This is a genomic window from Enterobacter cloacae complex sp. HYC003_NIDB (assembly GCF_056673375.1).
Map to the genome: position 1 here is coordinate 4,535,039 of NZ_CP114220.1, position 22,892 is coordinate 4,557,930.

Genomic DNA, 22,892 nt, shown 5'->3' on the forward strand with positions numbered 1-22,892 from the left:
TTACTGGGTGCTGGTCGTCGTAGTGGTCGTGGTTCCGGTATTGGAGCCATCACCGCCACCGGTTGCCGCCAGCGCGACACCCACGGCTGAACTTACGGCGCTGGTGCTGGCTGCGGTAGAACTCCCCGCAGACGCAGACGTCGCTGCCGACCCTGCTGCTTCCCCGACCTGGACCGGAGCTGCATAGACAGACGTCGCCGCAAGCGCAGATATGGCAAAAATGCCATACAGTACTTTCTTCATAACAATTTCCCTTCAATGAATGAATGGAGATTTGCCCGAAAAGAAATTCAGGCGGATTCGAGTATACACAACTAAAGCAGTGGGTTTACCGTGGGGGTAAATAGGGATGAGGTTTTCAGACTAATGGTTAAAAATGGAAGGAAAAAAGAATCAAGGAAATATATAATCACTATAAATCAACAATTTATAATATAAGAACATTAAAATATCACTCCGTATTTTCTTAAAATAAACCTCAGCAATTAACGGGGTTACCGTCTTTTTCGGATTAAACTCAGATTCAGAATTTGAGATAACTAACAGACATCAGGAATTATCCGATAAAAAAATGCCGGCATATCGCCGGCATTGTTCATGACATATTTATTACGCACGCCAGGCTTTATAACGGTTAATCAGACCATTGGTGGAGCTGTCGTGGCTGTCGATCGCTTTATCGTCACCCAGCTCTGGCAGAATGCGGTTTGCCAGCTGTTTGCCCAGCTCAACGCCCCACTGGTCAAAGGTGAAGATGTTCAGAATAGCGCCCTGAGTGAAGATTTTGTGCTCGTAGAGGGCAATCAGCGCACCCAGGCTGAACGGCGTGATTTCGCGCAGCAGAATGGAGTTAGTTGGACGGTTGCCTTCGAACACTTTAAACGGCACAACGTGCTCCAGCGTAGCCGGATCTTTACCCTGGTCACGGTATTCCTGCTCAACCACCTCGCGGGATTTACCGAACGCCAGCGCTTCGGTCTGGGCGAAGAAGTTAGACAGCAGCTTCGGATGGTGGTCGGACAGCGGGTTGTGCGTGATCGCCGGGGCGATGAAATCGCACGGTACCATTTTGGTGCCCTGGTGGATCAGCTGGTAGAACGCGTGCTGACCGTTGGTGCCCGGCTCGCCCCAGATGATTGGGCCAGTCTGGTAATCCACCGCGTTGCCGTTACGGTCAACGTACTTGCCGTTGGATTCCATGTTGCCCTGCTGGAAGTAGGCCGCAAAGCGGTGCATGTACTGGTCGTACGGCAGAATCGCTTCGGTTTCAGCGCCGAAGAAGTTGTTGTACCAGATCCCGATCAGCGCCAGCAGTACCGGCAGGTTTTTCTCAGGCGCGGTGGTGGAGAAGTGTTTGTCCATCGCGTGCGCGCCGGAGAGCAGTTCAACGAAGTTGTCGAAGCCCACGGACAGGATGATGGACAGACCGATCGCAGACCACAGTGAGTAGCGGCCGCCCACCCAGTCCCAGAACTCAAACATGTTCGCGGTATCAATACCGAACTCACCCACCGCTTTACCGTTGGTGGACAGCGCCGCAAAGTGTTTCGCCACGTGCTTTTCGTCGCCCGCGGTTTTCAGGAACCAGTCGCGCGCGCTGTGGGCGTTGGTCATGGTTTCCTGAGTGGTGAAGGTTTTAGAGGCCACCAGGAATAGCGTGGTTTCCGGGTTCACCTTTTTCAGCACTTCAGCGATGTGAGTCCCATCGACGTTGGACACGAAGTGCATGTTGAGGTGGTTTTTGTACGGGCGCAGCGCCTCGGTCACCATGAACGGGCCGAGGTCAGAGCCGCCGATACCGATGTTTACGACGTCGGTGATCGCTTTGCCGGTGTAGCCTTTCCAGCTACCTGAGATGATCGCTTCAGAGAAGGTTTTCATCTTTTCCAGCACCGCGTTCACTTCCGGCATCACATCTTTGCCGTCTACGATAATTGGCGTATTGCTACGGTTACGCAGGGCCACGTGCAGGACGGCACGGTCTTCGGTGCGGTTGATTTTCTCACCGGAGAACATGGATTTGATGGCATCTGCCAGCTCAGTCTCTTTCGCCAGATCTTGCAGCTTCGCCAGCGTCTCTTCGGTGATACGGTTCTTGGAGAAATCCACCAGCATCAGGTCATCGAAGGTGGCGGAAAACTTGCTGAAACGATCGGCATCTTTCGCGAACAGATCCGCGATAGTGACGTCTTTCATTTCATCAAAATGTTTCTGTAGTGCCTGCCATGCAGCGGTCTGCGTTGGGTTGATGTTTTTCATAGCAATACTCTTCTGATTTGAGAATTGTGACTGCGGTCGATTGTAGCGCCTGCAAATAAAAATTGTGATGGTTTTTATGCCATTGCCCTGGTCTGCATCAAACGCAGGTGAAAAGACCCGAAAAGTATAGCTGCTGTCGCGCCCTTCCGGCGTGGCGAAATGTTGGTCAAAAAGGGGGAAAAAGGAGCATAAAATATGGGCTTGTTATAAGTCCTGTTTCTGAGGGGTACCCCCCCATGAAAAATCCGCATAATCCCAGCATTGACAGGACCTCCCCCGCATTTTATTTATAGGGCCGTATTTTGCGCCTGCACCTGTTCTCGCTTCATTCTTGTGCCAAGGTCGCTCTATTCATTCCCTGACACGAGGTTGTTATGACGAGTTTTGTGGTCGCCAAGTTTGGCGGCACCAGTGTGGCAGACTACGATGCCATGAACCGCAGCGCCGATGTGGTGCTGGCCGATCCGAATACCCGCCTGGTGGTGCTTTCCGCCTCAGCCGGCGTGACGAACCTGCTGGTTTCCCTGTCTGAAGGACTGGAAGCGACCGAGCGTTTCGTGAAGCTGGATGCACTGCGCAAAATTCAGTTCGACATTCTCGAGCGTCTGCAAAACCCGAACGTCATTCGTGAGGAAGTGGAACGCCTGCTGGAAAATATCACCACCCTGGCAGAAGCCGCGTCGCTGGCCACCTCCAGCGCACTGACCGATGAACTGGTCAGCCACGGCGAACTGATGTCCACCCTGCTGTTCGTTGAGATCATGCGCGAGCGCAATATTCAGGCGCAGTGGTTCGACGTGCGTAAAGTGATGCGCACCAGCGACCGCTTTGGCCGCGCCGAGCCGGACGTGGAAGCCCTGGCTGAGCTGACTAACCAGCAGCTTGCCCCGCGCCTGGATGAAGGCATAGTGATCACCCAGGGCTTTATCGGCAGCGAAGCCAAAGGGCGCACAACCACGCTGGGCCGTGGCGGTAGCGACTACACCGCCGCCCTGCTGGGTGAAGCCCTGCACGCCACCCGCGTGGATATCTGGACGGACGTGCCGGGTATCTACACCACCGACCCGCGCGTGGTCTCTGCGGCAAAACGTATTGACGTGATCGCCTTTGAAGAAGCGGCTGAAATGGCGACTTTCGGCGCGAAAGTGCTGCACCCGGCCACCCTGCTGCCCGCCGTGCGCAGCGACATTCCGGTCTTCGTTGGCTCCAGTAAAGATCCAAAGGCGGGCGGGACGCTGGTCTGCAAGAAAACCGAGAACCCACCGCTGTTCCGCGCGCTGGCCCTGCGTCGTAAGCAGACGCTGGTTACCCTGCACAGCCATAATATGCTGCACTCCCGTGGATTTCTGGCGGAAGTGTTTGGCATCCTGGCGCGCCACAATATCTCCGTGGACCTGATCACCACGTCAGAAGTCAGCATCGCGCTGACGCTCGACACCACCGGCTCCACCTCTACCGGCGACACCCTGCTGACGCAGTCGCTGCTGATTGAGCTTTCCGAGTTGTGCCGCGTGGAGGTGGAAGAAGATCTGGCGCTGGTGGCCATCATCGGTAATAAGCTGTCGCGCGCGTGCGGCGTGGGCAAAGAGGTGTTCGGCGTGCTCGACCCGTTCAATATCCGCATGATTTGCTACGGCGCGTCCAGCTACAACCTCTGCTTCCTGGTCCCTGCCGATCAGGCCGAGCAGGTCGTGCAGAAACTTCATCAGAATTTGTTTGAATAAAATTCGTTAGCACGATAAACAATATCAATAAGCCGGGCACAGACCCGGCTTTTTTATAACAAAACAACACGACAATACTGCAAGGAATTCACTATGCTCTCCGCTATCACCCGGCTGTTCCCGTTATGGGCGCTGCTGCTCTCTGTACTCGCGTATTACACTCCTGCCACGTTCACGGGCATTGGTCCGTGGGTCACCACGCTGCTGATGCTGATTATGTTCGGCATGGGCGTGCATCTGAAAATTGACGATTTCAAACGCGTGCTGTCTCGCCCGGCACCGGTTGCCGCAGGGATTTTCCTGCACTACCTGGTGATGCCGCTCGCGGCCTGGCTGCTGGCGATGGCCTTTAAGATGCCGCCCGACCTTTCCGCCGGGATGGTGCTGGTGGGGAGCGTCGCCAGCGGTACGGCATCTAACGTCATGATCTATCTGGCGAAAGGCGACGTGGCGCTCTCCGTCACCATCTCGTCCGTTTCCACGCTGGTGGGCGTGATTGCCACGCCTCTGTTAACCCGCCTGTACGTCGACGCGCATATCCAGGTGGACGTGATGGGCATGCTGCTCAGCATCCTGCAAATCGTGGTGATCCCGATTGCGCTGGGGCTGGTGATCCACCATCTCTTCCCGCGGGTGGTGAAAGCGGTTGAGCCGTATCTGCCCGCGTTTTCGATGGTCTGCATTCTGGCCATTATCAGCGCCGTGGTAGCCGGTTCCGCATCGCACATTGCTTCGGTGGGCTTTGTGGTGATCGTCGCGGTTGTGCTGCATAACACTATTGGTCTGCTGGGCGGTTACTGGGGCGGAAAGCTGTTTGGCTTTGACGAATCCACCTGCCGCACGCTGGCGATCGAAGTGGGGATGCAGAACTCCGGCCTGGCGGCGGCGCTGGGTAAAATTTACTTCTCACCGCTGGCAGCGCTGCCGGGGGCGCTGTTCTCTGTCTGGCACAACCTGTCCGGTTCGCTGTTAGCAGGATACTGGTCCGGTAAGCCGATTGATGACCAACCGAAAAAAGATGCGGTGAAACAGGGTTAATTGACCCGGCTTGCTTTACACTGAAGCCTCCCCATCAGGAGGCTTCAGCAATGGCTACACCACGTTTGACCCAGAAAGACATGACCGAAGCCGAGCAGCGCGAACTGAAAACGCTTCTCGACCGCGCCCGCATCACGCATGGCCGCACGCTGACGAACGCCGAAACCAATCAGGTTAAAAAAGAGTACATCGATAAACTGATGGCGCAACGTGATGCTGCGGCGAAAAAAGCCCGCAAGCTGAAAAAAGAGCAGGCTTATAAACCTGATGCAGAGGCAACCTTCTCCTGGTCCGCCAGCACATCAACCCGTGGAAGGCGCTAATCAGCGCCCTTTCTTTTTGCGCCCCGGCTGGGTAAAGCGTTTTCCGTTGCCCGGCTTGCCTCGCCCTTTCTCTTCCGCCTGCGGCGCCTTCACCACCGGACGCTTAATCGCCTGCGTTTTCGGTTTGGCTTTAGCTTTCGGCTTCGCTTCGGACGAGGAGTTCTCGATAAGTTTGAACAGCTCGATCAGCTCGTCATCCGTTAAGTCACGCCACTCGCCCAGCGGGATCCCGGACAGGCTGACGTTCATGATGCGCGTGCGTTCCAGCTTCGTCACTTCATAACCGAAGTACTCGCACATGCGGCGGATCTGGCGGTTCAGGCCCTGCACCAGCGTGATACGAAACGCAAACGGCGCCTCTTTTCTGACTTTACACTTCTTCGTCACGGTGCCCAGAATCGGCACGCCTGCGCCCATTCCCCGGATGAACTCGTCCGTGACCGGCTTGTTCACCGTAACAATGTACTCTTTCTCATGGTCGTTACCGGCACGCAGAATTTTGTTCACCAGATCGCCGTGATTAGTCAGGAAAATTAACCCCTGAGAGTCCTTATCCAGGCGACCAATCGGGAAGATACGGCTGCTGTGGTTCACGAAATCAACAATGTTGTCCCGCTCGCCATCTTCCGTAGTGCTGACAATCCCAACCGGCTTGTTCAACGCGATAAACACCAGGTCTTCGGCATCACGCGGTTCGATGACCTGACCATTCACTTTCACCACATCGCCAGGCACTACCTGATCGCCAATGGTGGCGCGTTTGCCGTTAAGAAACACGTTACCCTGTTCAATGTAACGGTCAGCCTCGCGACGTGAGCAGATCCCGCTCTCGCTAATGTATTTGTTTAATCGGGTTGATTGAGTTGGCAGCATAGTTTCTCCTGTGAAGGGCGAAATATACCTTACCTTGCGCCTGACAAAAAAGTCCTAGTAACCGCTGATCAGAAAATCGAGTGCATCCCGCAATGAAGCACTGCTGTTAGTAAGATCGGCAACGCGTTCACCTAACTCTTTTGAAGAGATGCCTGACAGCATATGCATCATGACAACGCAGGACTTACCCGCGATTTCAACGACAGGGCACACTTTCGCAGGCGGACGAATGCCGCCCAACTGGCTTAATTCAACGGCGGGAGCAACCAGTACATGTTTCATCACATTAGCAACAGGGTGCTGCATATTAATAAGCCATGGATATGCTTTTTTCCCATTACCTTCATTCGCATAAGCAAAATATTGCTCCATCAGAATGACCTCTGAAAGTCACTAAAGGAGCCGTTTTCATCAACCCACTGGTTAATGGCCTCTATAGACGCTTTATTTTCTGCTAACCACTCTGCGCGCTGATGCGCACGAAACTGCTCCTGTAGAGCGGCCGTGAGTACAGCAGAGAGATTGAGCTTAAGACGTCGCGCTTCTTCAAGAATTTCTGGTGCTAACGAAACATTGACTGATTTTTTAATGCCATTAGTAGTGCGCATGATAACCCCCATTGGAATGCGCATGAATTGGCGAAGTGTAGCGTAATAAACGAGCATTTTCTATTCCCTTAAAAATGTCAGGCCTTAAGAATGAATTGCTCTTTAGAAGGTGTCACGCCTCACAAAAGGGTTTTGCGAGGCGCTTTCAGAGATTAATACTCATCCCGCTCATCGTCTTCATCCGGCTGCTCCATCACGCTGTACGCCACCGCACAGAACAACGAGTTCAGGCGCTTCATATCGCCCAGCAGTCCCAGGTGGAGTGAGCTGGTCTCGATACTCTGCACGTTCTGCTGGTGCAGACGCTCAACGTGGGCGTGTGAGTAGCGGCGATTAAGGATGCGGAAACGATGCTTATTGCGGCGCAGGCGGCGCGCGCTCGGCACGTCGCTGGAGAAGAAGACCGACATCGCCAGCTTCAGGTTGCTGACCAGCTGTTCGTGCAGCGCTTCCAGCTCTTTCAGCCCTTCAACAGAAAACGCCCGGCGTGCGGCCAGGGATTTGTCTGCGATTTCACTGCCCATACGCTCGACAATATCCGAAGCCTGCTCCAGGTTAAGCGACATCTCGATGATTTCCGCCCAGCGGCGCGACTCCTCTTCCGCCAGCTCGTCCTGGGGGATCCTCGCCAGATAGAGCTTGATGGCGGTATAGAGCACGTTGATATCGTCCGCCAGCCTGCGCAGCTCTTTTTCTTCGCGCGGCTCGCCGTGCATCACCTTTTGCAGCCCTTCCAGCATGGTTTCCATCGCGTCGCCCATGCGCAGCGTTTCGCGGGCGGCATTGGCGATTGCCAGCGCAGGAGTATCCAGCACCGAGGTGTCCAGATGCTTCGGTTTAAGGCGCGCGTCCAGCTCCGGTTCATCACGAATAAGCCGCTCGCAGAAGCGGGCCATCGGCGCGGCAAACGGCACCATCGCCAGACAGCGCACCAGGTTGTAGAAGACGTGGAAGTAGATCACCAGCTCCGCTTTCGGCAGAGAGAGATTATCCATCAGGTTCGCCAGCGGGTGCACAAACGGCAGAATGATCAGGCTACCCACCAGCTTAAACAGTAAACTCCCCAGCGCCACCCGGCGGGCGGCAGCGTTGGCGGCGCTGTTGTTGAGCATCGCCAGCAGGCCAGAGCCGAGGTTGGCACCGATCACCAGGCACAGCGCCACCGGGAAGGAAATTACCCCTGCGGCGGTTAAGGTCGCCGTCAGCAGGACCGCTGCCAGGCTGGAGTAGCTGACGATGGCGAATACCGCGCCGATCAGCGCATCCAGCATAATATCGCCGGTTAACGAGGCGAAGATGACCTGCACACCGTTGGCCTGGGTGATCGGCGTGACAGCCTGCACAATCAGCTCCAGTGCCAGCAGGATCAGCCCGAGGCCAATACCGACGCGGCCAAGCTGCCCGGCACGGCTTTGCTTACGGCCGAGGAAAAAAATGACGCCGATAAAAATCAGCAGTGGCGACAGCCAGGAGAGATCGAACGTCAGGATACGCGCCATCAGCGCGGTACCGACGTCGGCGCCAAGGACAATCACCAGCGCCGGGGCGAGCGCCACCAGATCCTGCGCCACGAACGAGGTGACGAGCATGGTGGTGGCGTTGCTGCTTTGCACCAGCGCCGTGACGCCAATACCCGCGCAGAAGGCGAGCGGCTTCTTCTCAACGCTGCCGCTGAGAACGGTACGTAAACGTGCGCCAAACACGCGCATCACGCCGGTACGAACGATATGGGTGCCCCATACCAGCAGTGCGACTGCGGAGAGCAGGTGTAACAACGTCAACACGGTAGGTATTCCTCCTTATCGTTATTCGTTTTCCTGAGGTTCAGTATAAGGGTTTAAACGTAAGAAAGAGACAAGGCACCATAGCGGTGCCCTGTTTGTTGTAAGGAAAAGTGACGTTAGTCTGCGTCGTAGCCCAAATTCGGCGCCAGCCAGCGTTCCACCTCTGACACGCTCATGCCTTTACGCAGGGCGTAATCCTCAATCTGATCGCGCTGAAGCTGTGCCACGGCGAAGTACTTGCTGTCCGGGTGGCTGAAATACCAGCCGGAAACGGACGCGCCCGGCCACATGGCGAACGACTCGGTGAGCTTCATGCCAGTATGCGCTTCGACGTCCAGCAACTTCCAGATAGTGCCCTTTTCTGTGTGTTCCGGGCAGGCCGGATACCCCGGCGCCGGACGAATGCCCTGGTAGTTTTCGCGGATCAGCTCCTCGTTGCTGAGGTTCTCATTCGCCGCGTAGCCCCAGTAAACCTTACGTACGCGTTCATGCAGATATTCAGCGAAGGCTTCCGCCAGACGGTCGGCGATCGCTTTCACCATGATTTTGTTGTAAACATCGTGCTGCGCGTCGTACGCATCCGCCAGCGCGTCTTCTTCCAGACCACCGGTTACGGCAAAGGCGCCGATATAGTCGGCTTTACCGGAGAGTTTCGGTGCGACGAAATCCGCCAGGCAGTAGTTGGCAAAGCCCACTTTCTCGGTTTGCTGGCGCAGGTGGTGGCTCACGGCCAGCACGTGGGTGCGGGTTTCATCGCGGTAGATTTCCACATCGTCGCCCACGCGGTTCGCCGGGAACAGCCCCACCACGCCGCGCGGGTTGAGGGCTTTCTCTGCGCTCAGCCTGTCGAGCATGTCGTTAGCATCTTTAAACAGGCGCTTCGCCTCTTCGCCCACCACCTCATCTTCAAGAATGCGCGGATATTTGCCCGCCAGCGACCAGGTCATGAAGAACGGCGTCCAGTCGATGTAGTTACGCAGCGTTTCGATGCTGGCCGTCACGTCCTGCACGCCCAGACGGTGTGCGACCGGCGGCGTATAGCTGGACCAGTCGAACGCCAGATCGTTATCGCGCGCCGCCTGAAGCGAAACCGGCGGCGTGCGCGGTTTCTTACGTCCATGCTGAATGCGGACGGTTTCATACTCTTTGCGGGTGCGGGCGACAAAGTCATCGCGCTGGGTGTCGGACAGCAGCGCGGAGACCACGCCCACGGTGCGCGAGGCGTTTTGAACATACACCGTCGGCCCACTGTAGTTCTGCTCGATTTTCACCGCCGTGTGGGCTTTCGAGGTGGTTGCCCCGCCAATCAGCAGCGGAATGGTAAAGCCCTGGCGCTCCATCTCTTTTGCCACGTTGACCATTTCGTCAAGCGAAGGCGTAATCAGCCCGGAAAGACCAATCAGATCCGCATTCACTTCGCGCGCGGTCCTGAGGATTTTATCCGCCGGGACCATCACGCCAAGATCGATAATTTCGTAGTTATTACACTGCAACACCACGCCAACGATGTTTTTGCCGATGTCGTGTACGTCGCCCTTCACGGTGGCGATGACCATTTTACCGTTACTGGAGCCCTTCTCTTTGCTGGCTTCGATAAAGGGTTCCAGATACGCCACCGCCTGCTTCATGACGCGGGCGGATTTCACCACCTGCGGCAGGAACATTTTGCCCTCGCCGAACAGATCGCCGACCACGTTCATACCGTCCATCAGCGGCCCTTCGATCACTTCAATCGGACGGGCGGCCTGCTGACGCGCTTCCTCGGTATCCTGCTCGATAAACTCGGTAATGCCTTTTACCAGCGAGTATTCCAGACGCTTATTCACATCCCAGGAGCGCCATTCGGCCTGTTGAACGTTGGCTGATTCGTCAGATTTACTGCCGCGGTATTTTTCCGCCAGATCCAGCATGCGTTCGGTGGCGTCGTCACGACGATTGAGGATCACGTCTTCTACGGCGTCGCGCAGCTCGGCTGGCAGATCGTCGTAAATTGCCAGCTGGCCGGCGTTGACGATCCCCATGTCCATCCCGTTGCGGATGGCGTAGTAGAGGAATACGGCGTGGATCGCCTCACGCACCGGGTCGTTGCCGCGGAACGAGAACGACACGTTTGACACGCCGCCGGAGATCAGCGCATGCGGTAGCTCGCGTTTAATGTCTTCACACGCGCCGATAAAGTCCTGGGCGTAGTTGTTGTGCTCTTCGATGCCGGTCGCGACGGCGAAGATGTTCGGGTCGAAGATGATGTCTTCCGGCGGGAAGCCCACCTCTTCGGTCAAAATTTTGTACGCGCGGCGGCAAATCTCAATCTTGCGCTCGCGGGTATCGGCCTGGCCCACTTCATCGAAGGCCATCACCACCACGGCGGCTCCGTAGCGACGGACCAGCTTCGCGTGGTGGATAAAGGTATCGACGCCCTCTTTCATCGAGATGGAGTTAACGATGCCTTTGCCCTGAATGCACTTCAGCCCTTTTTCGATGACTTCCCATTTGGAAGAGTCAATCATGATCGGCACGCGGGCGATATCCGGCTCACCGGCAATCAGGTTGAGGAAACGCACCATTGCCGCTTCGGCATCAAGCATCCCCTCGTCCATGTTGATATCGATGATCTGCGCGCCGCTTTCTACCTGCTGGCGGGCAACGTCCAGCGCTTCGCTGTACTTCTCTTCTTTGATCAGGCGCTTGAACTTCGCAGAACCGGTAACGTTAGTACGTTCACCCACGTTCACAAACAGGCTGTCGTCGCCGATGGTCAACGGCTCCAGGCCGGACAGACGACAGGCTACCGGAAGCTCGGGTAGCTTGCGCGGTGGAAGCCCGGCGACGGCGCGGCTCATGGCGGCGATATGCTCAGGTGTGGTGCCGCAGCAGCCGCCGACGATGTTGAGGAAACCAGATTCGGCCCATTCGCGGATTTGCGCCGCCATGGTGTCGGCATCCAGATCGTACTCACCAAACGCGTTCGGCAGACCGGCGTTCGGGTGGGCGGTGACGTAGCACTCTGCGATGCGCGAAAGCTCCTGCACGTACTGGCGCAGCTCGTCCGGCCCCAGCGCGCAGTTCAGGCCGAAGGAGAGCGCTTCGGCGTGGCGCAGGGAGTTATAAAACGCTTCGGTTGTCTGGCCGGACAGTGTACGGCCAGAAGCGTCAGTGATGGTGCCGGAAATCATGATCGGCAGGTCAACGCCCAGCGCCTCGAACTCCTCTTTCACCGCGTAAATTGCCGCTTTGGCGTTGAGGGTGTCGAATACGGTTTCAATCAGGATCAGATCGGAACCGCCTTCCACCAGCGCTTTAGTGGACTCACGATACGCGGCCACCAGCTGGTCAAAGGTGATGTTCCGAAACGCCGGGTCGTTGACGTCCGGTGAAATCGACGCGGTGCGGTTGGTTGGGCCCAGCACCCCGGCTACGTAGCGCGGCTTGTCCGGCGTACGGGCCGTCCATTCGTCGGCGCAGGCGCGCGCCAGCTTCGCCGCTTCAAAGTTGATCTCCGCCGACAGGGATTCCATCTGGTAATCCGCCATGGCGATGGTTGTCGAGTTGAAGGTGTTGGTTTCAACAATATCCGCACCCGCTTCGAAGTAAGCGTTGTGGATATCCCTGATAACAGACGGTTTGCTTAACACCAGCAGGTCATTGTTCCCTTTCAGGTCACAAGGCCAGTCGGCAAAGCGCTCGCCGCGGAAATCGTCTTCACTCAGACGATAGCCCTGGATCATGGTGCCCATGCCGCCGTCCAGCACCACAATTCGTTCATTTAACTGCGCACGCAGTTGCTCTACTTTGCTGCTCACACTTGCTCCCGACAACGCTCAACAAGGCCAAAAGGCTGCGTTCCATACTGGCATAATCTCGCAGGGTCGAAAAGTCACACAGCGGTAACATGAGACATGTTCACTATCACTCCTCCGATCAGTCAGGAAAGCGGTTGCAAAACCACCAAATAAAACGAAAATGATTTCCACGATACAGAAAAAGGAGTTCGTCATGGTTACGACCGTTCCCGCTAAACGCGGCAGAAAACCTGCTGCAACCACCGCTGCACAACCTGGCGGACAGGTTCAATCCCTGACGCGCGGCCTGAAGCTGCTGGAATGGATAGCCGAATCGCATGGTAGCGTGGCCCTGACGGAGCTGGCGCAGCAGGCTGGCCTGCCGAACTCCACCACGCACCGTCTGCTGACCACCATGCAGCAGCTGGGCTTCGTGCGTCAGGTGGGCGAGCTGGGACACTGGGCGGTGGGGGCGCATGCATTTATTGTCGGCAGCAGCTTCCTGCAAAGCCGCAACCTGCTGGCGATTGTCCACCCGATTCTGCGCAAGCTAATGGAGGAGTCCGGCGAGACGGTAAACCTGGCCGTGCTGGATCAGAGCGATCACCAGGCGATTATCATCGACCAGGTGCAGTGTACACAGCTGATGCGCATGTCCGCACCGATTGGCGGCAAGCTGCCGATGCACGCCTCTGGCGCAGGGAAAGCGTTTCTCTCGCAGCTGAGCGAAGAGCAGGTAACGGGGCTGCTGCACCGTAAAGGGCTGCACGCCTATACTCACGCCACGCTGGTGTCGCCCGTGCATCTGAAAGAAGATCTAGCCCTGACCCGCAAGCGCGGCTATTCGTTTGATGATGAGGAGCATGCGCTGGGCCTGCGCTGCCTGGCATCCTGTATTTTTGACGAGCACCGCGAGCCGTTTGCCGCCATCTCCATCTCCGGGCCGATTTCACGTATGACCGACGACCGCGTCACCGAGCTGGGCGCGATGGTGATTAAGGCCGCGAAAGAGGTGACGCTGGCGTACGGTGGGATTCGTTAAACGTGCATTGCCGCCTGATGCCCTCACCCCGGCCCTCTCCCACAGGGAGAGGGAGAAAAGCGTGTGCAAAACCGCTGCTTGCGGCGGTAAGCATAGACATCTTCCACGTGCCCATTTTTGATTCGCGTTTGCAGCCCGCGCCAGTAGCTGGCGCGGAACAGATCGGCATGCATCTCTTCGAATAGCGGCCCGATGCGCGGGTCGGCACAAAGCCAGTGGCGAAACTCCTCCGGAAACACATCGCCCGGCGATACGCTGTACCACGGCTCGCTGGACAGTTCATCTTCCGGGTAGCGCGGCGGCGGGATATCGCGGAAGTTCACCTCGGTCATGTAGCAAATTTCATCGTAATCGTAGAACACCACCCGCCCGTGACGGGTGACGCCGAAGTTTTTAAACAGCATGTCGCCGGGGAAAATATTGGCGGCGGCGAGCTGGCGAATCGCATTGCCGTACTCTTCAATGGCGTCTCGTAAAGCCTGGCCTTCGGATTGCTCCAGCCAGATATTTAGCGGCACCATCCGGCGTTCGATGTAGAGATGGCTAATCGCAATCTTATCGCCAAGATCGGTAATTTTCGTCGGCGCTTCCTGCATTAGCAGCGACATCAGCGACGGATCGATCTGCTGCTTATCCAGCACAAAGTTTTCAAACTCCTGGGTATCCGCCATTCGCCCGACGCGATCGTGCTCTTTAACCAGCTGATAGCAGGCGCGGACGTGAGCGGCGGTCATCTCTTTCTGCGGGGCAAATTTATCCTTAATCACCTTAAACACGCGGTCGAAGCCCGGCAGTGTGAAAACCAGCATCACCATGCCGCGGATCCCCGGCGCTTCGATAAACTGCTCATCAGCCGTGGTGACATAACGCAGGTATTCCCGATAACTTTCCGTTTTGGCATGCTTCTGACAGCCAATCGCCATATACAGCTCGGCGGTGGTTTTGCCCGGCAGGATCTCGCGCAGCCACTCCACCAAGGCGGCAGGCAGTGGGGCATAGACCATGAAATAGGAACGGGCGAAGCCAAATACGATACTGGCCTCAGCGCTGGTAGTCAGGCAGGTATCGACAAACAGTTCCCCGTCGTCGGTACGGTGAATGGGTAGCAGAAACGGCACGATAGCTGTCGGCGTAACCAGTTTGCCCACCAGCCAGGCGGCCTTATTCCGGTAGAAAAGCTCGTTGGCAACCTGCAAATGGCTGCGGCTGAGCACCGCCTCGCCGAAGGTTTCACTGAGATATGCGTGGATATAGCCGATATCCCGGGGTTTATTCTCCCACGGCAGGCGCAGCGGCAAATCCGTTAAGACGCGGTGCAGGAGCTTTTCCCAGCCGCGATCGGGAAAGAAATCTTTCGCCAGCGGACGCGGAATGGTACGGAAGCGGCGCTCCGGCTGGGAGCTGAAGATAAATAACCGCTCAGGAGATAATGAGCGATGGTCAAATAACCGGCAATAGACGGAGTTGAAAAAGCTCTCCGCAATCTCGAAGCGCGGGTAGTCGGGTAACAGATGGGTGTAATGCTCTTTCACGCGCAGTAAAAATTCCGCATCCGGGCTTTTACCGTCGGTGATACAGCGCAGTTGCTCCACCACCAGACCTACGTGGTGATCATAAAGATGGATACGCTGCTTCATGGCCTGCTGAACCGCATGCCAGTCGGCGTGCTCAAAACGCTGTTGCGCGCCGGAGGTGACTTCCAGAAAGCGGCCATACTGGGCATCGAAGCCCTGCAAAATAGTTTGGGCAATCAGTAATTCCAGACCACGCGACATAAATTCCCCCTCACCCCAACCCTCTCCCCGAGGGGGGAGAGGGGGAAAAGATTAGAACTGTGCTTCTTCCGTTGAGCCCGTTAATGCCGTGACGGAGGAGGTCCCGCCCTGAATAATCGTGGTCACATTATCGAAGTAGCCGGTCCCCACTTCCTGCTGGTGCGAAACGAAGGTATATCCCTCTTTGCCCGCCGCAAATTCTGGCTGCTGTACCTTCTCAACGTAGTGCTTCATGCCTTCGCCCTGCGCGTAGGCGTGCGCCAGGTCGAACATGTTGAACCACATGCTGTGGATACCCGCCAGGGTGATGAACTGGTACTTGTAGCCCATATCTGACAATTGCTGCTGGAAGCTGGCGATGGTCGTATCGTCCAGATTCTTTTGCCAGTTGAAGGACGGCGAACAGTTATAGGCCAGCAGCTTGCCCGGATACTTCGCATGAATCGCATCGGCAAAGCGCTTCGCCAGCGCCAGATCCGGCGTGGAGGTTTCACACCAGACCAGGTCGGCGTAAGGGGCATACGCCAGGCCGCGGCTGATCGCCTGTTCAATACCGGCATGTGTGCGATAGAACCCTTCGCTGGTACGTTCGCCGGTAATGAATTCGCTGTCATACGGGTCGCAGTCAGAGGTGATCAGGTCCGCCGCGTCAGCATCGGTACGGGCAATCACCAGCGTCGGCACGCCGAGCACGTCAGCAGCCAGACGCGCGGCAACCAGCTTCTGGATCGCTTCCTGGGTTGGCACCAGCACTTTCCCGCCCATATGCCCGCACTTCTTCACCGACGCCAGTTGATCTTCAAAGTGAACGGCCGCTGCACCGGCCTCAATCATGGATTTCATCAGCTCAAAGGCGTTCAGCACGCCGCCGAAACCGGCTTCCGCATCGGCGACGATCGGCAGGAAATAGTCGATAAAACGCGGATCGTGGGGTTCGATACCCGCGGCCCACTGGATCTGATCCGCACGACGGAAGGTATTGTTGATCCGATCCACCACTGACGGCACCGAGTTCGCCGGATAAAGAGATTGATCCGGATACATGCTGGAGGCAAGGTTAGCATCCGCCGCGACCTGCCAGCCGGAAAGATAGATAGCCTCAATGCCGGCCTTCGCCTGCTGCAATGCCTGACCGCCGGTCAGCGCGCCGAGGCTGTTGATATAGCCTTTTTTAGACCCCCCATGCAGCAGATCCCACATTTTCGCCGCGCCGTTCTGCGCCAGCGTACATTCCGGGTTAACCGAGCCGCGTAACTTCACCACTTCCTCTGCGCTGTACGGACGGCGAATGCCTTCCCAGCGCGGTTGGGTCCACTCTTTTTGTAACTCTTCGATCTGTTGGGTACGGGTTTTCATGTGCAGATGCTCCATATTGTTATGTGGTGAATTACGCCAGGAAGCGGTAGCCCGGCAGGGTCAGGAAGTCGATTAAGTCATCAGAGGTGGTGATTTGCTCCATCAGACGTGCGGCATCGTCAAAACGCCCACTGCTGAAGCGGTGCTCGCCCAGTTCGTCCTGGATGACCCGCATCTCTTCGGCCAGCATCTGACGGAACAGGGCTTTGGTTACCGGTTTGCCGTTGCTGAGCGTTTTTTGATGATGGATCCACTGCCAGATGGAGGTACGTGAAATTTCCGCCGTGGCGGCATCTTCCATCAGGCCGTAGATCGGCACGCAGCCGTTGCCTGAGATCCATGCCTCGATGTACTGCACGGCGACGCGAATGTTGGCGCGCATCCCCTCTTCCGTGCGTTCGCCCGCACAAGGCGCCAGCAACTGTTCTTCTGCGATTGGCGCATCGTCTTCACGGGTGACAAACAGCTGGTTTTTGTTGTCGCCGAGTACGCGGTTAAAGACTTCCATCGCCGTATCGGCCAGACCAGGATGGGCAATCCACGTCCCGTCGTGGCCATTACGGGCTTCCAGCTCTTTATCGGCTTTCACCTTGTTGAGCACCTGATTGTTACGCTCTGCGTCTTTGCTCGGGATAAACGCCGCCATACCGCCCATCGCAAAGGCACCGCGTTTGTGGCAGGTCTTAATCAGCAGGCGCGAGTAGGCGCTGAGGAACGGTTTATCCATGGTGACAACCTGACGATCCGGCAATACCCGGTCGGTATGGTTTTTCAGGGTTTTGATGTAGCTGAAGATGTAATCCCAACGGCCGCAGTTCAGGCCCACAATATGGTCACGCAGCGCATGGAGGATCTCATGCATCTGGAATACGGCAGGCAGGGTTTCAATCAGCAGCGTGGCCTTAATGGTGCCGCGCGGCAGGCCAAAGCGGTCTTCTGCGTAGCTGAAGACTTCACTCCACCACGCCGCTTCCTGCCAGGACTGGGTTTTCGGCAGATAGAAATAGGGGCCGCTGCCTTTCGCCAGCAGGTTTTTATAGTTGTGAAAGAAGTACAGCGCAAAGTCGAACAGGCTGCCCGGAATCGCTTCTCCGCGCCAGGTGACGTGTTTTTCTGGCAAATGCAGACCGCGTACGCGGCAGATCAGCACCGCCGGATTCGGTTTGAGCTGGTAAATTTTACCGGCTTCGTTGGTATAGCTGATGGTGCCGTTGACGGCGTCGCGCAGGTTGATCTGCCCGTCGATAACTTTCTGCCAGTCCGGCGCGAGGGAATCTTCGAAGTCCGCCATAAATACTTTGACGTTGGCATTCATGGCGTTGATCACCATTTTGCGCTCTACCGGACCGGTGATCTCTACGCGACGATCCTGTAAATCTTCAGGGATTCCGCGAATTTTCCATTCACCATGACGAATGGAAGCGGTTTCCGAAATAAACCCTGGCAACTTGCCGTTATCGATCTCCTGCTGTTGATGAATGCGCGCCGCCAGCAGTTTATTACGCTGTGGCGTAAAGCGAGTCACCAGTTCAGTCAGAAACTCTACCGCTTCTGCCGTCAAAACTTGCTGTTCTTGTTCACCATTCGGCTGGGTAAAGGTCAGTTCATCGACCGTTGTTGCCTGTTGAGTCATCGTTCTGCTCCTCATCAAAGATCCAAAATCACGCCCCCGACGCGAGCGAAAGATCGTTGTGTAGTTTTCGCTCAGCAGAATTAAGACTATCTATAATTTTTCCAAAATCAAAAACAATTTCCATTTTAATTTATATCTAATCGCAACTGCATGATTAATATGGGATTAAAGTTTTCTTCGATGTTGAGTTGGATTTCGGAAATAAAAAAGGCACCCGAAGGTGCCTGATCTGAATAGCTGAAACGCTTTAGGATCGTTTAATGCAGACGATTACTCCAGCGTCGGATTCATGTGGCGCAGATCGTACGGCGTAATCTGGTAGACGTAATAGTTGAGCCAGTTGGTAAACAGCAAATTTCCGTGGCTACGCCAGGTTGCCCGAGGCGTGTTTTGCGGATCATTTTTCGGGAAATAGTTGTACGGGACATCCGGATTCAGACCCGCTTCAACGTCACGAAAATACTCTGAGGCGAGGGTATGCGGATCGTACTCAGGATGGCCGGTAACGAACGCGATGCGTTTGTCTTTACTGGCGAACAGGTAGGCATCGCCGTCTTCCGTTTCGGCCAGGATTTCCAGGTCGGTGTAATCGCGGATCAGCTGTGCCGGAAAATCGGCGTAGCGAGAATGCGGGGCCAGGAAAGTGTCATCGAAACCACGCGTCAGCAGCGCATGCGGGTGAAGAATGTGGTGTTCGTATACGCCAGAAAGTTTGTCGCTGCGGGTTTGCTTGGGAATGCCATAGAGGATATTCAGCGCGGCCTGTACCGCCCAACAGACAAACAAGGTGGACGTGACGTGATCTTTTGCCCACTCCAGCACCTGCCTGATCTGTGGCCAGTAGGCAACGTCATTAAATTCCACCAGACCCAGCGGTGCGCCGGTGACGATCAGTCCATCGAAATTCTCATCGCGAATATCTTCAAAATTACAGTAGAAGTTATTCAGATGCTCAGCAGGCGTGTTGCGTGACTCACGCGCGTCAATGCGCAGCAGCTGGATATCAACCTGAAGCGGAGAGTTGGAGAGCAAACGCAGGAACTGGTTCTCCGTTTCGATCTTCTTTGGCATCAGATTAAGGATCAGCACCTTCAGCGGGCGAATTTCCTGACCAGAAGCACGCGAAGTTGTCATTACGAAGACATTCTCTTCACGCAAGAAATTGACGGCTGGTAGCTCGTCCTGCACCCGAATCGGCATAACCTTAAATCCTCACAGCATACGTATAAACGTTTAGACATCCAGACAGCTAACGATACCCAGAAACGGGGTTAATGTCGAGTCTGCAAGCGAAAGGTGAGAAAGTTTCAAGGAGGAAAAGCATGTAGGGCGGGTAAGGCTGGGCCACCACCCGACTTTTCAGAACGTGCAAAGCAAAAAACCCCGCACCTTACGGTACGGGGTTCTTCTTAATTGATGCCTGGCAGTTCCCTACTCTCACATGGGGAGACCCCACACTACCATCGGCGCTACGGCGTTTCACTTCTGAGTTCGGCATGGGGTCAGGTGGGACCACCGCGCTAAAGCCGCCAGGCAAATTCCTGTGCTCTGTCCTGTGTCTTTCGCACTGATACTGCGTTGGCTGCTCTCGTAAAGTCAGTCACATACCTCAGTATGCTCCTTCCTTTCCTTCGTTTGCCGCCTTGTCTCAGCGCAAAATCCTTCGGACTCTGAATCTAAGCTGAAAATTTCGTCTCTTCGCCAAAACACCTTCGGCGTTGTAAGGTTAAGCCTCACGGTTCATTAGTATCGGTTAGCTCAACGCATCGCTGCGCTTACACACCCGACCTATCAACGTCATCGTCTTTAACGTTCCTTCAGGAGACTTAAAGTCTCAGGGAGAACTCATCTCGGGGCAAGTTTCGTGCTTAGATGCTTTCAGCACTTATCTCTTCCGCATTTAGCTACCGGGCAGTGCCATTGGCATGACAACCCGAACACCAGTGATGCGTCCACTCCGGTCCTCTCGTACTAGGAGCAGCCCCCCTCAATTCTCCAGCGCCCACGGCAGATAGGGACCGAACTGTCTCACGACGTTCTAAACCCAGCTCGCGTACCACTTTAAATGGCGAACAGCCATACCCTTGGGACCTACTTCAGCCCCAGGATGTGATGAGCCGACATCGAGGTGCCAAACACCGCCGTCGATATGAACTCTTGGGCGGTATCAGCCTGTTATCCCCGGAGTACCTTTTATCCGTTGAGCGATGGCCCTTCCATTCAGAACCACCGGATCACTATGACCTGCTTTCGCACCTGCTCGCGCCGTCACGCTCGCAGTCAAGCTGGCTTATGCCATTGCACTAACCTCCTGATGTCCGACCAGGATTAGCCAACCTTCGTGCTCCTCCGTTACTCTTTGGGAGGAGACCGCCCCAGTCAAACTACCCACCAGACACTGTCCGCAACCCGGATTACGGGTCTACGTTAGAACACCAGCCATTAAAGGGTGGTATTTCAAGGTTGGCTCCACGCAGACTGGCGTCCACGCTTCAAAGCCTCCCACCTATCCTACACATCAAGGACCAGTGTTCAGTGTCAAGCTATAGTAAAGGTTCACGGGGTCTTTCCGTCTTGCCGCGGGTACACTGCATCTTCACAGCGAGTTCAATTTCACTGAGTCTCGGGTGGAGACAGCCTGGCCATCATTACGCCATTCGTGCAGGTCGGAACTTACCCGACAAGGAATTTCGCTACCTTAGGACCGTTATAGTTACGGCCGCCGTTTACCGGGGCTTCGATCAAGAGCTTCGCGTTGCCGCTAACCCCATCAATTAACCTTCCGGCACCGGGCAGGCGTCACACCGTATACGTCCACTTTCGTGTTTGCACAGTGCTGTGTTTTTAATAAACAGTTGCAGCCAGCTGGTATCTTCGACTGATTTCAGCTCCGCCCGCAGGGGCTTCACCTACACATCAGCGTGCCTTCTCCCGAAGTTACGGCACCATTTTGCCTAGTTCCTTCACCCGAGTTCTCTCAAGCGCCTTGGTATTCTCTACCTGACCACCTGTGTCGGTTTGGGGTACGATTTCGTGTTACCTGATGCTTAGAGGCTTTTCCTGGAAGCAGGGCATTTATCACTTCAGCACCGTAGTGCCTCGTCATCACACCTCAGCGTTAATAAGGTACCGGATTTACCTGGAACCTCCGCCTACATGCTTAAACCGGGACAACCGTCGCCCGGCTGACATAGCCTTCTCCGTCCCCCCTTCGCAGTAACACCAAGTACAGGAATATTAACCTGTTTCCCATCGACTACGCCTTTCGGCCTCGCCTTAGGGGTCGACTCACCCTGCCCCGATTAACGTTGGACAGGAACCCTTGGTCTTCCGGCGAGCGGGCTTTTCACCCGCTTTATCGTTACTTATGTCAGCATTCGCACTTCTGATACCTCCAGCATGCCTCACAGCACACCTTCAACGGCTTACAGAACGCTCCCCTACCCAACAACACATAGTGTCGCTGCCGCAGCTTCGGTGCATGGTTTAGCCCCGTTACATCTTCCGCGCAGGCCGACTCGACCAGTGAGCTATTACGCTTTCTTTAAATGATGGCTGCTTCTAAGCCAACATCCTGGCTGTCTGTGCCTTCCCACATCGTTTCCCACTTAACCATGACTTTGGGACCTTAGCTGGCGGTCTGGGTTGTTTCCCTCTTCACGACGGACGTTAGCACCCGCCGTGTGTCTCCCGTGATAACATTCTTCGGTATTCGTAGTTTGCATCGGGTTGGTAAGCCGGGATGGCCCCCTAGCCGAAACAGTGCTCTACCCCCGAAGATGAGTTCACGAGGCGCTACCTAAATAGCTTTCGGGGAGAACCAGCTATCTCCCGGTTTGATTGGCCTTTCACCCCCAGCCACAGGTCATCCGCTAATTTTTCAACATTAGTCGGTTCGGTCCTCCAGTTAGTGTTACCCAACCTTCAACCTGCCCATGGCTAGATCACCGGGTTTCGGGTCTATACCCTGCAACTTAACGCCCAGTTAAGACTCGGTTTCCCTTCGGCTCCCCTATACGGTTAACCTTGCTACAGAATATAAGTCGCTGACCCATTATACAAAAGGTACGCAGTCACCCCATAAAGAGGCTCCCACTGCTTGTACGTACACGGTTTCAGGTTCTTTTTCACTCCCCTCGCCGGGGTTCTTTTCGCCTTTCCCTCACGGTACTGGTTCACTATCGGTCAGTCAGGAGTATTTAGCCTTGGAGGATGGTCCCCCCATATTCAGACAGGATACCACGTGTCCCGCCCTACTCTTCGAGTTCACAGCATGTGCATTTTCGTGTACGGGACTATCACCCTGTACCGTCGGACTTTCCAGACCGTTCCACTAACACACAAGCTGATTCAGACTCCGGGCTGCTCCCCGTTCGCTCGCCGCTACTGGGGGAATCTCGGTTGATTTCTTTTCCTCGGGGTACTTAGATGTTTCAGTTCCCCCGGTTCGCCTCGTTAACCTATGTATTCAGTTAACGATAGTGCAACGAATTGCACTGGGTTTCCCCATTCGGACATCGCCGGGTCAAGGGTTCATATCACCTCGCCGGCGCTTTTCGCAGATTAGCACGTCCTTCATCGCCTCTGACTGCCAGGGCATCCACCGTGTACGCTTAGTCGCTTAACCTCACAACCCGAAGATGTTTCACTTCTGATTGCGAAAATTTGAGAGACTCGAACACACATGAGCTGTGTGTC

General features: G+C 55.6%; 15 protein-coding genes and 2 rRNA genes. 4 read left to right on the forward strand and 13 right to left on the reverse strand.

The genetic code is table 11. The features are described 5' to 3' along the window. Both yjbE and pgi read right to left on the reverse strand, forming a co-directional pair. The gene (gene yjbE, locus O1722_RS21725) at nt 1-243 is read right to left on the reverse strand and encodes an exopolysaccharide production protein YjbE (RefSeq protein WP_003860341.1); all 243 of its coding nucleotides are present in this window, start codon (nt 241-243) and stop codon (nt 1-3) included. A gap of 366 nt (nt 244-609) precedes the next feature. Beyond that, nucleotides 610-2,259 (reverse strand): glucose-6-phosphate isomerase, encoded by a 1,650-nt coding sequence (gene pgi, locus O1722_RS21730; protein ID WP_003860343.1) that lies wholly within the window; start codon nt 2,257-2,259, stop codon nt 610-612. A 374-nt stretch (nt 2,260-2,633) separates the two neighbouring features. Here pgi and lysC point away from each other — a divergent pair, with 374 nt between their 5' ends. The 3 genes from lysC (at nt 2,634) to O1722_RS21745 (ending at nt 5,344) form a co-directional block, all read left to right on the forward strand. Beyond that, nucleotides 2,634-3,983: a lysine-sensitive aspartokinase 3 gene (lysC, locus tag O1722_RS21735; RefSeq protein WP_006810501.1), complete on the forward strand. Its 1,350-nt coding sequence runs from the start codon at nt 2,634-2,636 to the stop codon at nt 3,981-3,983. Between the two features lie 93 nt (nt 3,984-4,076). After that, complete coding sequence (gene panS, locus O1722_RS21740; protein WP_015570166.1) at nt 4,077-5,021, forward strand: ketopantoate/pantoate/pantothenate transporter PanS; 945 nt, start codon at nt 4,077-4,079, stop codon at nt 5,019-5,021. A 50-nt stretch (nt 5,022-5,071) separates the two neighbouring features. Next, on the forward strand, nt 5,072-5,344 hold the full coding sequence (locus O1722_RS21745) for a YjbD family protein (protein WP_032668823.1): 273 nt from the start codon (nt 5,072-5,074) through the stop codon (nt 5,342-5,344). Here O1722_RS21745 and rluF read toward each other — a convergent pair whose 3' ends face one another. From rluF to metH, 5 genes are all read right to left on the reverse strand, one after another. Beyond that, a complete protein-coding gene (rluF, locus tag O1722_RS21750; RefSeq protein WP_003860347.1) occupies nt 5,345-6,217 on the reverse strand; it encodes a 23S rRNA pseudouridine(2604) synthase RluF in 873 nt (290 codons plus the stop codon). A 54-nt stretch (nt 6,218-6,271) separates the two neighbouring features. Beyond that, nucleotides 6,272-6,589, reverse strand: a complete 318-nt coding sequence (locus O1722_RS21755) for a CcdB family protein (RefSeq protein ID WP_017382610.1) — start codon at nt 6,587-6,589, stop codon at nt 6,272-6,274. Next, nucleotides 6,589-6,882 carry a type II toxin-antitoxin system CcdA family antitoxin gene (locus tag O1722_RS21760; RefSeq protein WP_017382609.1) on the reverse strand — a complete coding sequence of 98 codons (294 nt, stop codon included), beginning with the start codon at nt 6,880-6,882 and terminating at the stop codon, nt 6,589-6,591. The genes O1722_RS21755 and O1722_RS21760 overlap by 1 nt, the downstream gene beginning before the upstream one ends. A gap of 95 nt (nt 6,883-6,977) precedes the next feature. After that, complete coding sequence (locus tag O1722_RS21765; protein ID WP_003860350.1) at nt 6,978-8,609, reverse strand: Na/Pi cotransporter family protein; 1,632 nt, start codon at nt 8,607-8,609, stop codon at nt 6,978-6,980. Between the two features lie 116 nt (nt 8,610-8,725). Next, complete coding sequence (metH, locus tag O1722_RS21770) at nt 8,726-12,409, reverse strand: methionine synthase (RefSeq protein WP_033488119.1); 3,684 nt, start codon at nt 12,407-12,409, stop codon at nt 8,726-8,728. Between the two features lie 193 nt (nt 12,410-12,602). On the opposite strand from metH, the gene iclR reads away from it, so the two are divergent. After that, entirely contained in the window at nt 12,603-13,430 is an 828-nt protein-coding gene (gene iclR, locus O1722_RS21775; RefSeq protein ID WP_003860353.1) for a glyoxylate bypass operon transcriptional repressor IclR, read from the forward strand. 23 nt (nt 13,431-13,453) lie between these two features. Here iclR and aceK read toward each other — a convergent pair whose 3' ends face one another. The 6 genes from aceK to O1722_RS21805 form a co-directional block, all read right to left on the reverse strand. Next, nucleotides 13,454-15,205: a bifunctional isocitrate dehydrogenase kinase/phosphatase gene (gene aceK, locus O1722_RS21780; RefSeq protein WP_058686525.1), complete on the reverse strand. Its 1,752-nt coding sequence runs from the start codon at nt 15,203-15,205 to the stop codon at nt 13,454-13,456. 51 nt (nt 15,206-15,256) lie between these two features. Continuing rightward, nucleotides 15,257-16,561 (reverse strand): isocitrate lyase, encoded by a 1,305-nt coding sequence (gene aceA, locus O1722_RS21785; RefSeq protein ID WP_017694726.1) that lies wholly within the window; start codon nt 16,559-16,561, stop codon nt 15,257-15,259. A 31-nt stretch (nt 16,562-16,592) separates the two neighbouring features. After that, entirely contained in the window at nt 16,593-18,194 is a 1,602-nt protein-coding gene (aceB, locus tag O1722_RS21790; RefSeq protein WP_032646862.1) for a malate synthase A, read from the reverse strand. Nucleotides 18,195-18,464: 270 nt separating this feature from the next. Continuing rightward, nucleotides 18,465-19,394, reverse strand: coding sequence for a homoserine O-acetyltransferase MetA (gene metA / locus O1722_RS21795; RefSeq protein ID WP_017382604.1), 930 nt, complete (start codon nt 19,392-19,394; stop codon nt 18,465-18,467). Nucleotides 19,395-19,612: 218 nt separating this feature from the next. Further along, a 5S ribosomal RNA gene (rrf, locus tag O1722_RS21800) occupies nt 19,613-19,728 on the reverse strand. A 188-nt stretch (nt 19,729-19,916) separates the two neighbouring features. Next, nucleotides 19,917-22,821, reverse strand: a 23S ribosomal RNA gene (locus tag O1722_RS21805). Nucleotides 22,822-22,892 lie beyond the last annotated feature (71 nt).

Bases quoted from the DNA above. Each gene is read 5' to 3' on its own strand.
- yjbE (WP_003860341.1), bottom strand. From the start codon at position 243: ATGAAGAAAGTACTGTATGGCATTTTTGCCATATCTGCGCTTGCGGCG.
- pgi (WP_003860343.1), bottom strand. From the start codon at position 2,259: ATGAAAAACATCAACCCAACGCAGACCGCTGCATGGCAGGCACTACAG.
- lysC (WP_006810501.1), top strand. From the start codon at position 2,634: ATGACGAGTTTTGTGGTCGCCAAGTTTGGCGGCACCAGTGTGGCAGAC.
- panS (WP_015570166.1), top strand. From the start codon at position 4,077: ATGCTCTCCGCTATCACCCGGCTGTTCCCGTTATGGGCGCTGCTGCTC.
- O1722_RS21745 (WP_032668823.1), top strand. From the start codon at position 5,072: ATGGCTACACCACGTTTGACCCAGAAAGACATGACCGAAGCCGAGCAG.
- rluF (WP_003860347.1), bottom strand. From the start codon at position 6,217: ATGCTGCCAACTCAATCAACCCGATTAAACAAATACATTAGCGAGAGC.
- O1722_RS21755 (WP_017382610.1), bottom strand. From the start codon at position 6,589: ATGGAGCAATATTTTGCTTATGCGAATGAAGGTAATGGGAAAAAAGCA.
- O1722_RS21760 (WP_017382609.1), bottom strand. From the start codon at position 6,882: ATGCTCGTTTATTACGCTACACTTCGCCAATTCATGCGCATTCCAATG.
- iclR (WP_003860353.1), top strand. From the start codon at position 12,603: ATGGTTACGACCGTTCCCGCTAAACGCGGCAGAAAACCTGCTGCAACC.
- aceK (WP_058686525.1), bottom strand. From the start codon at position 15,205: ATGTCGCGTGGTCTGGAATTACTGATTGCCCAAACTATTTTGCAGGGC.
- aceA (WP_017694726.1), bottom strand. From the start codon at position 16,561: ATGAAAACCCGTACCCAACAGATCGAAGAGTTACAAAAAGAGTGGACC.
- aceB (WP_032646862.1), bottom strand. From the start codon at position 18,194: ATGACTCAACAGGCAACAACGGTCGATGAACTGACCTTTACCCAGCCG.
- metA (WP_017382604.1), bottom strand. From the start codon at position 19,394: ATGCCGATTCGGGTGCAGGACGAGCTACCAGCCGTCAATTTCTTGCGT.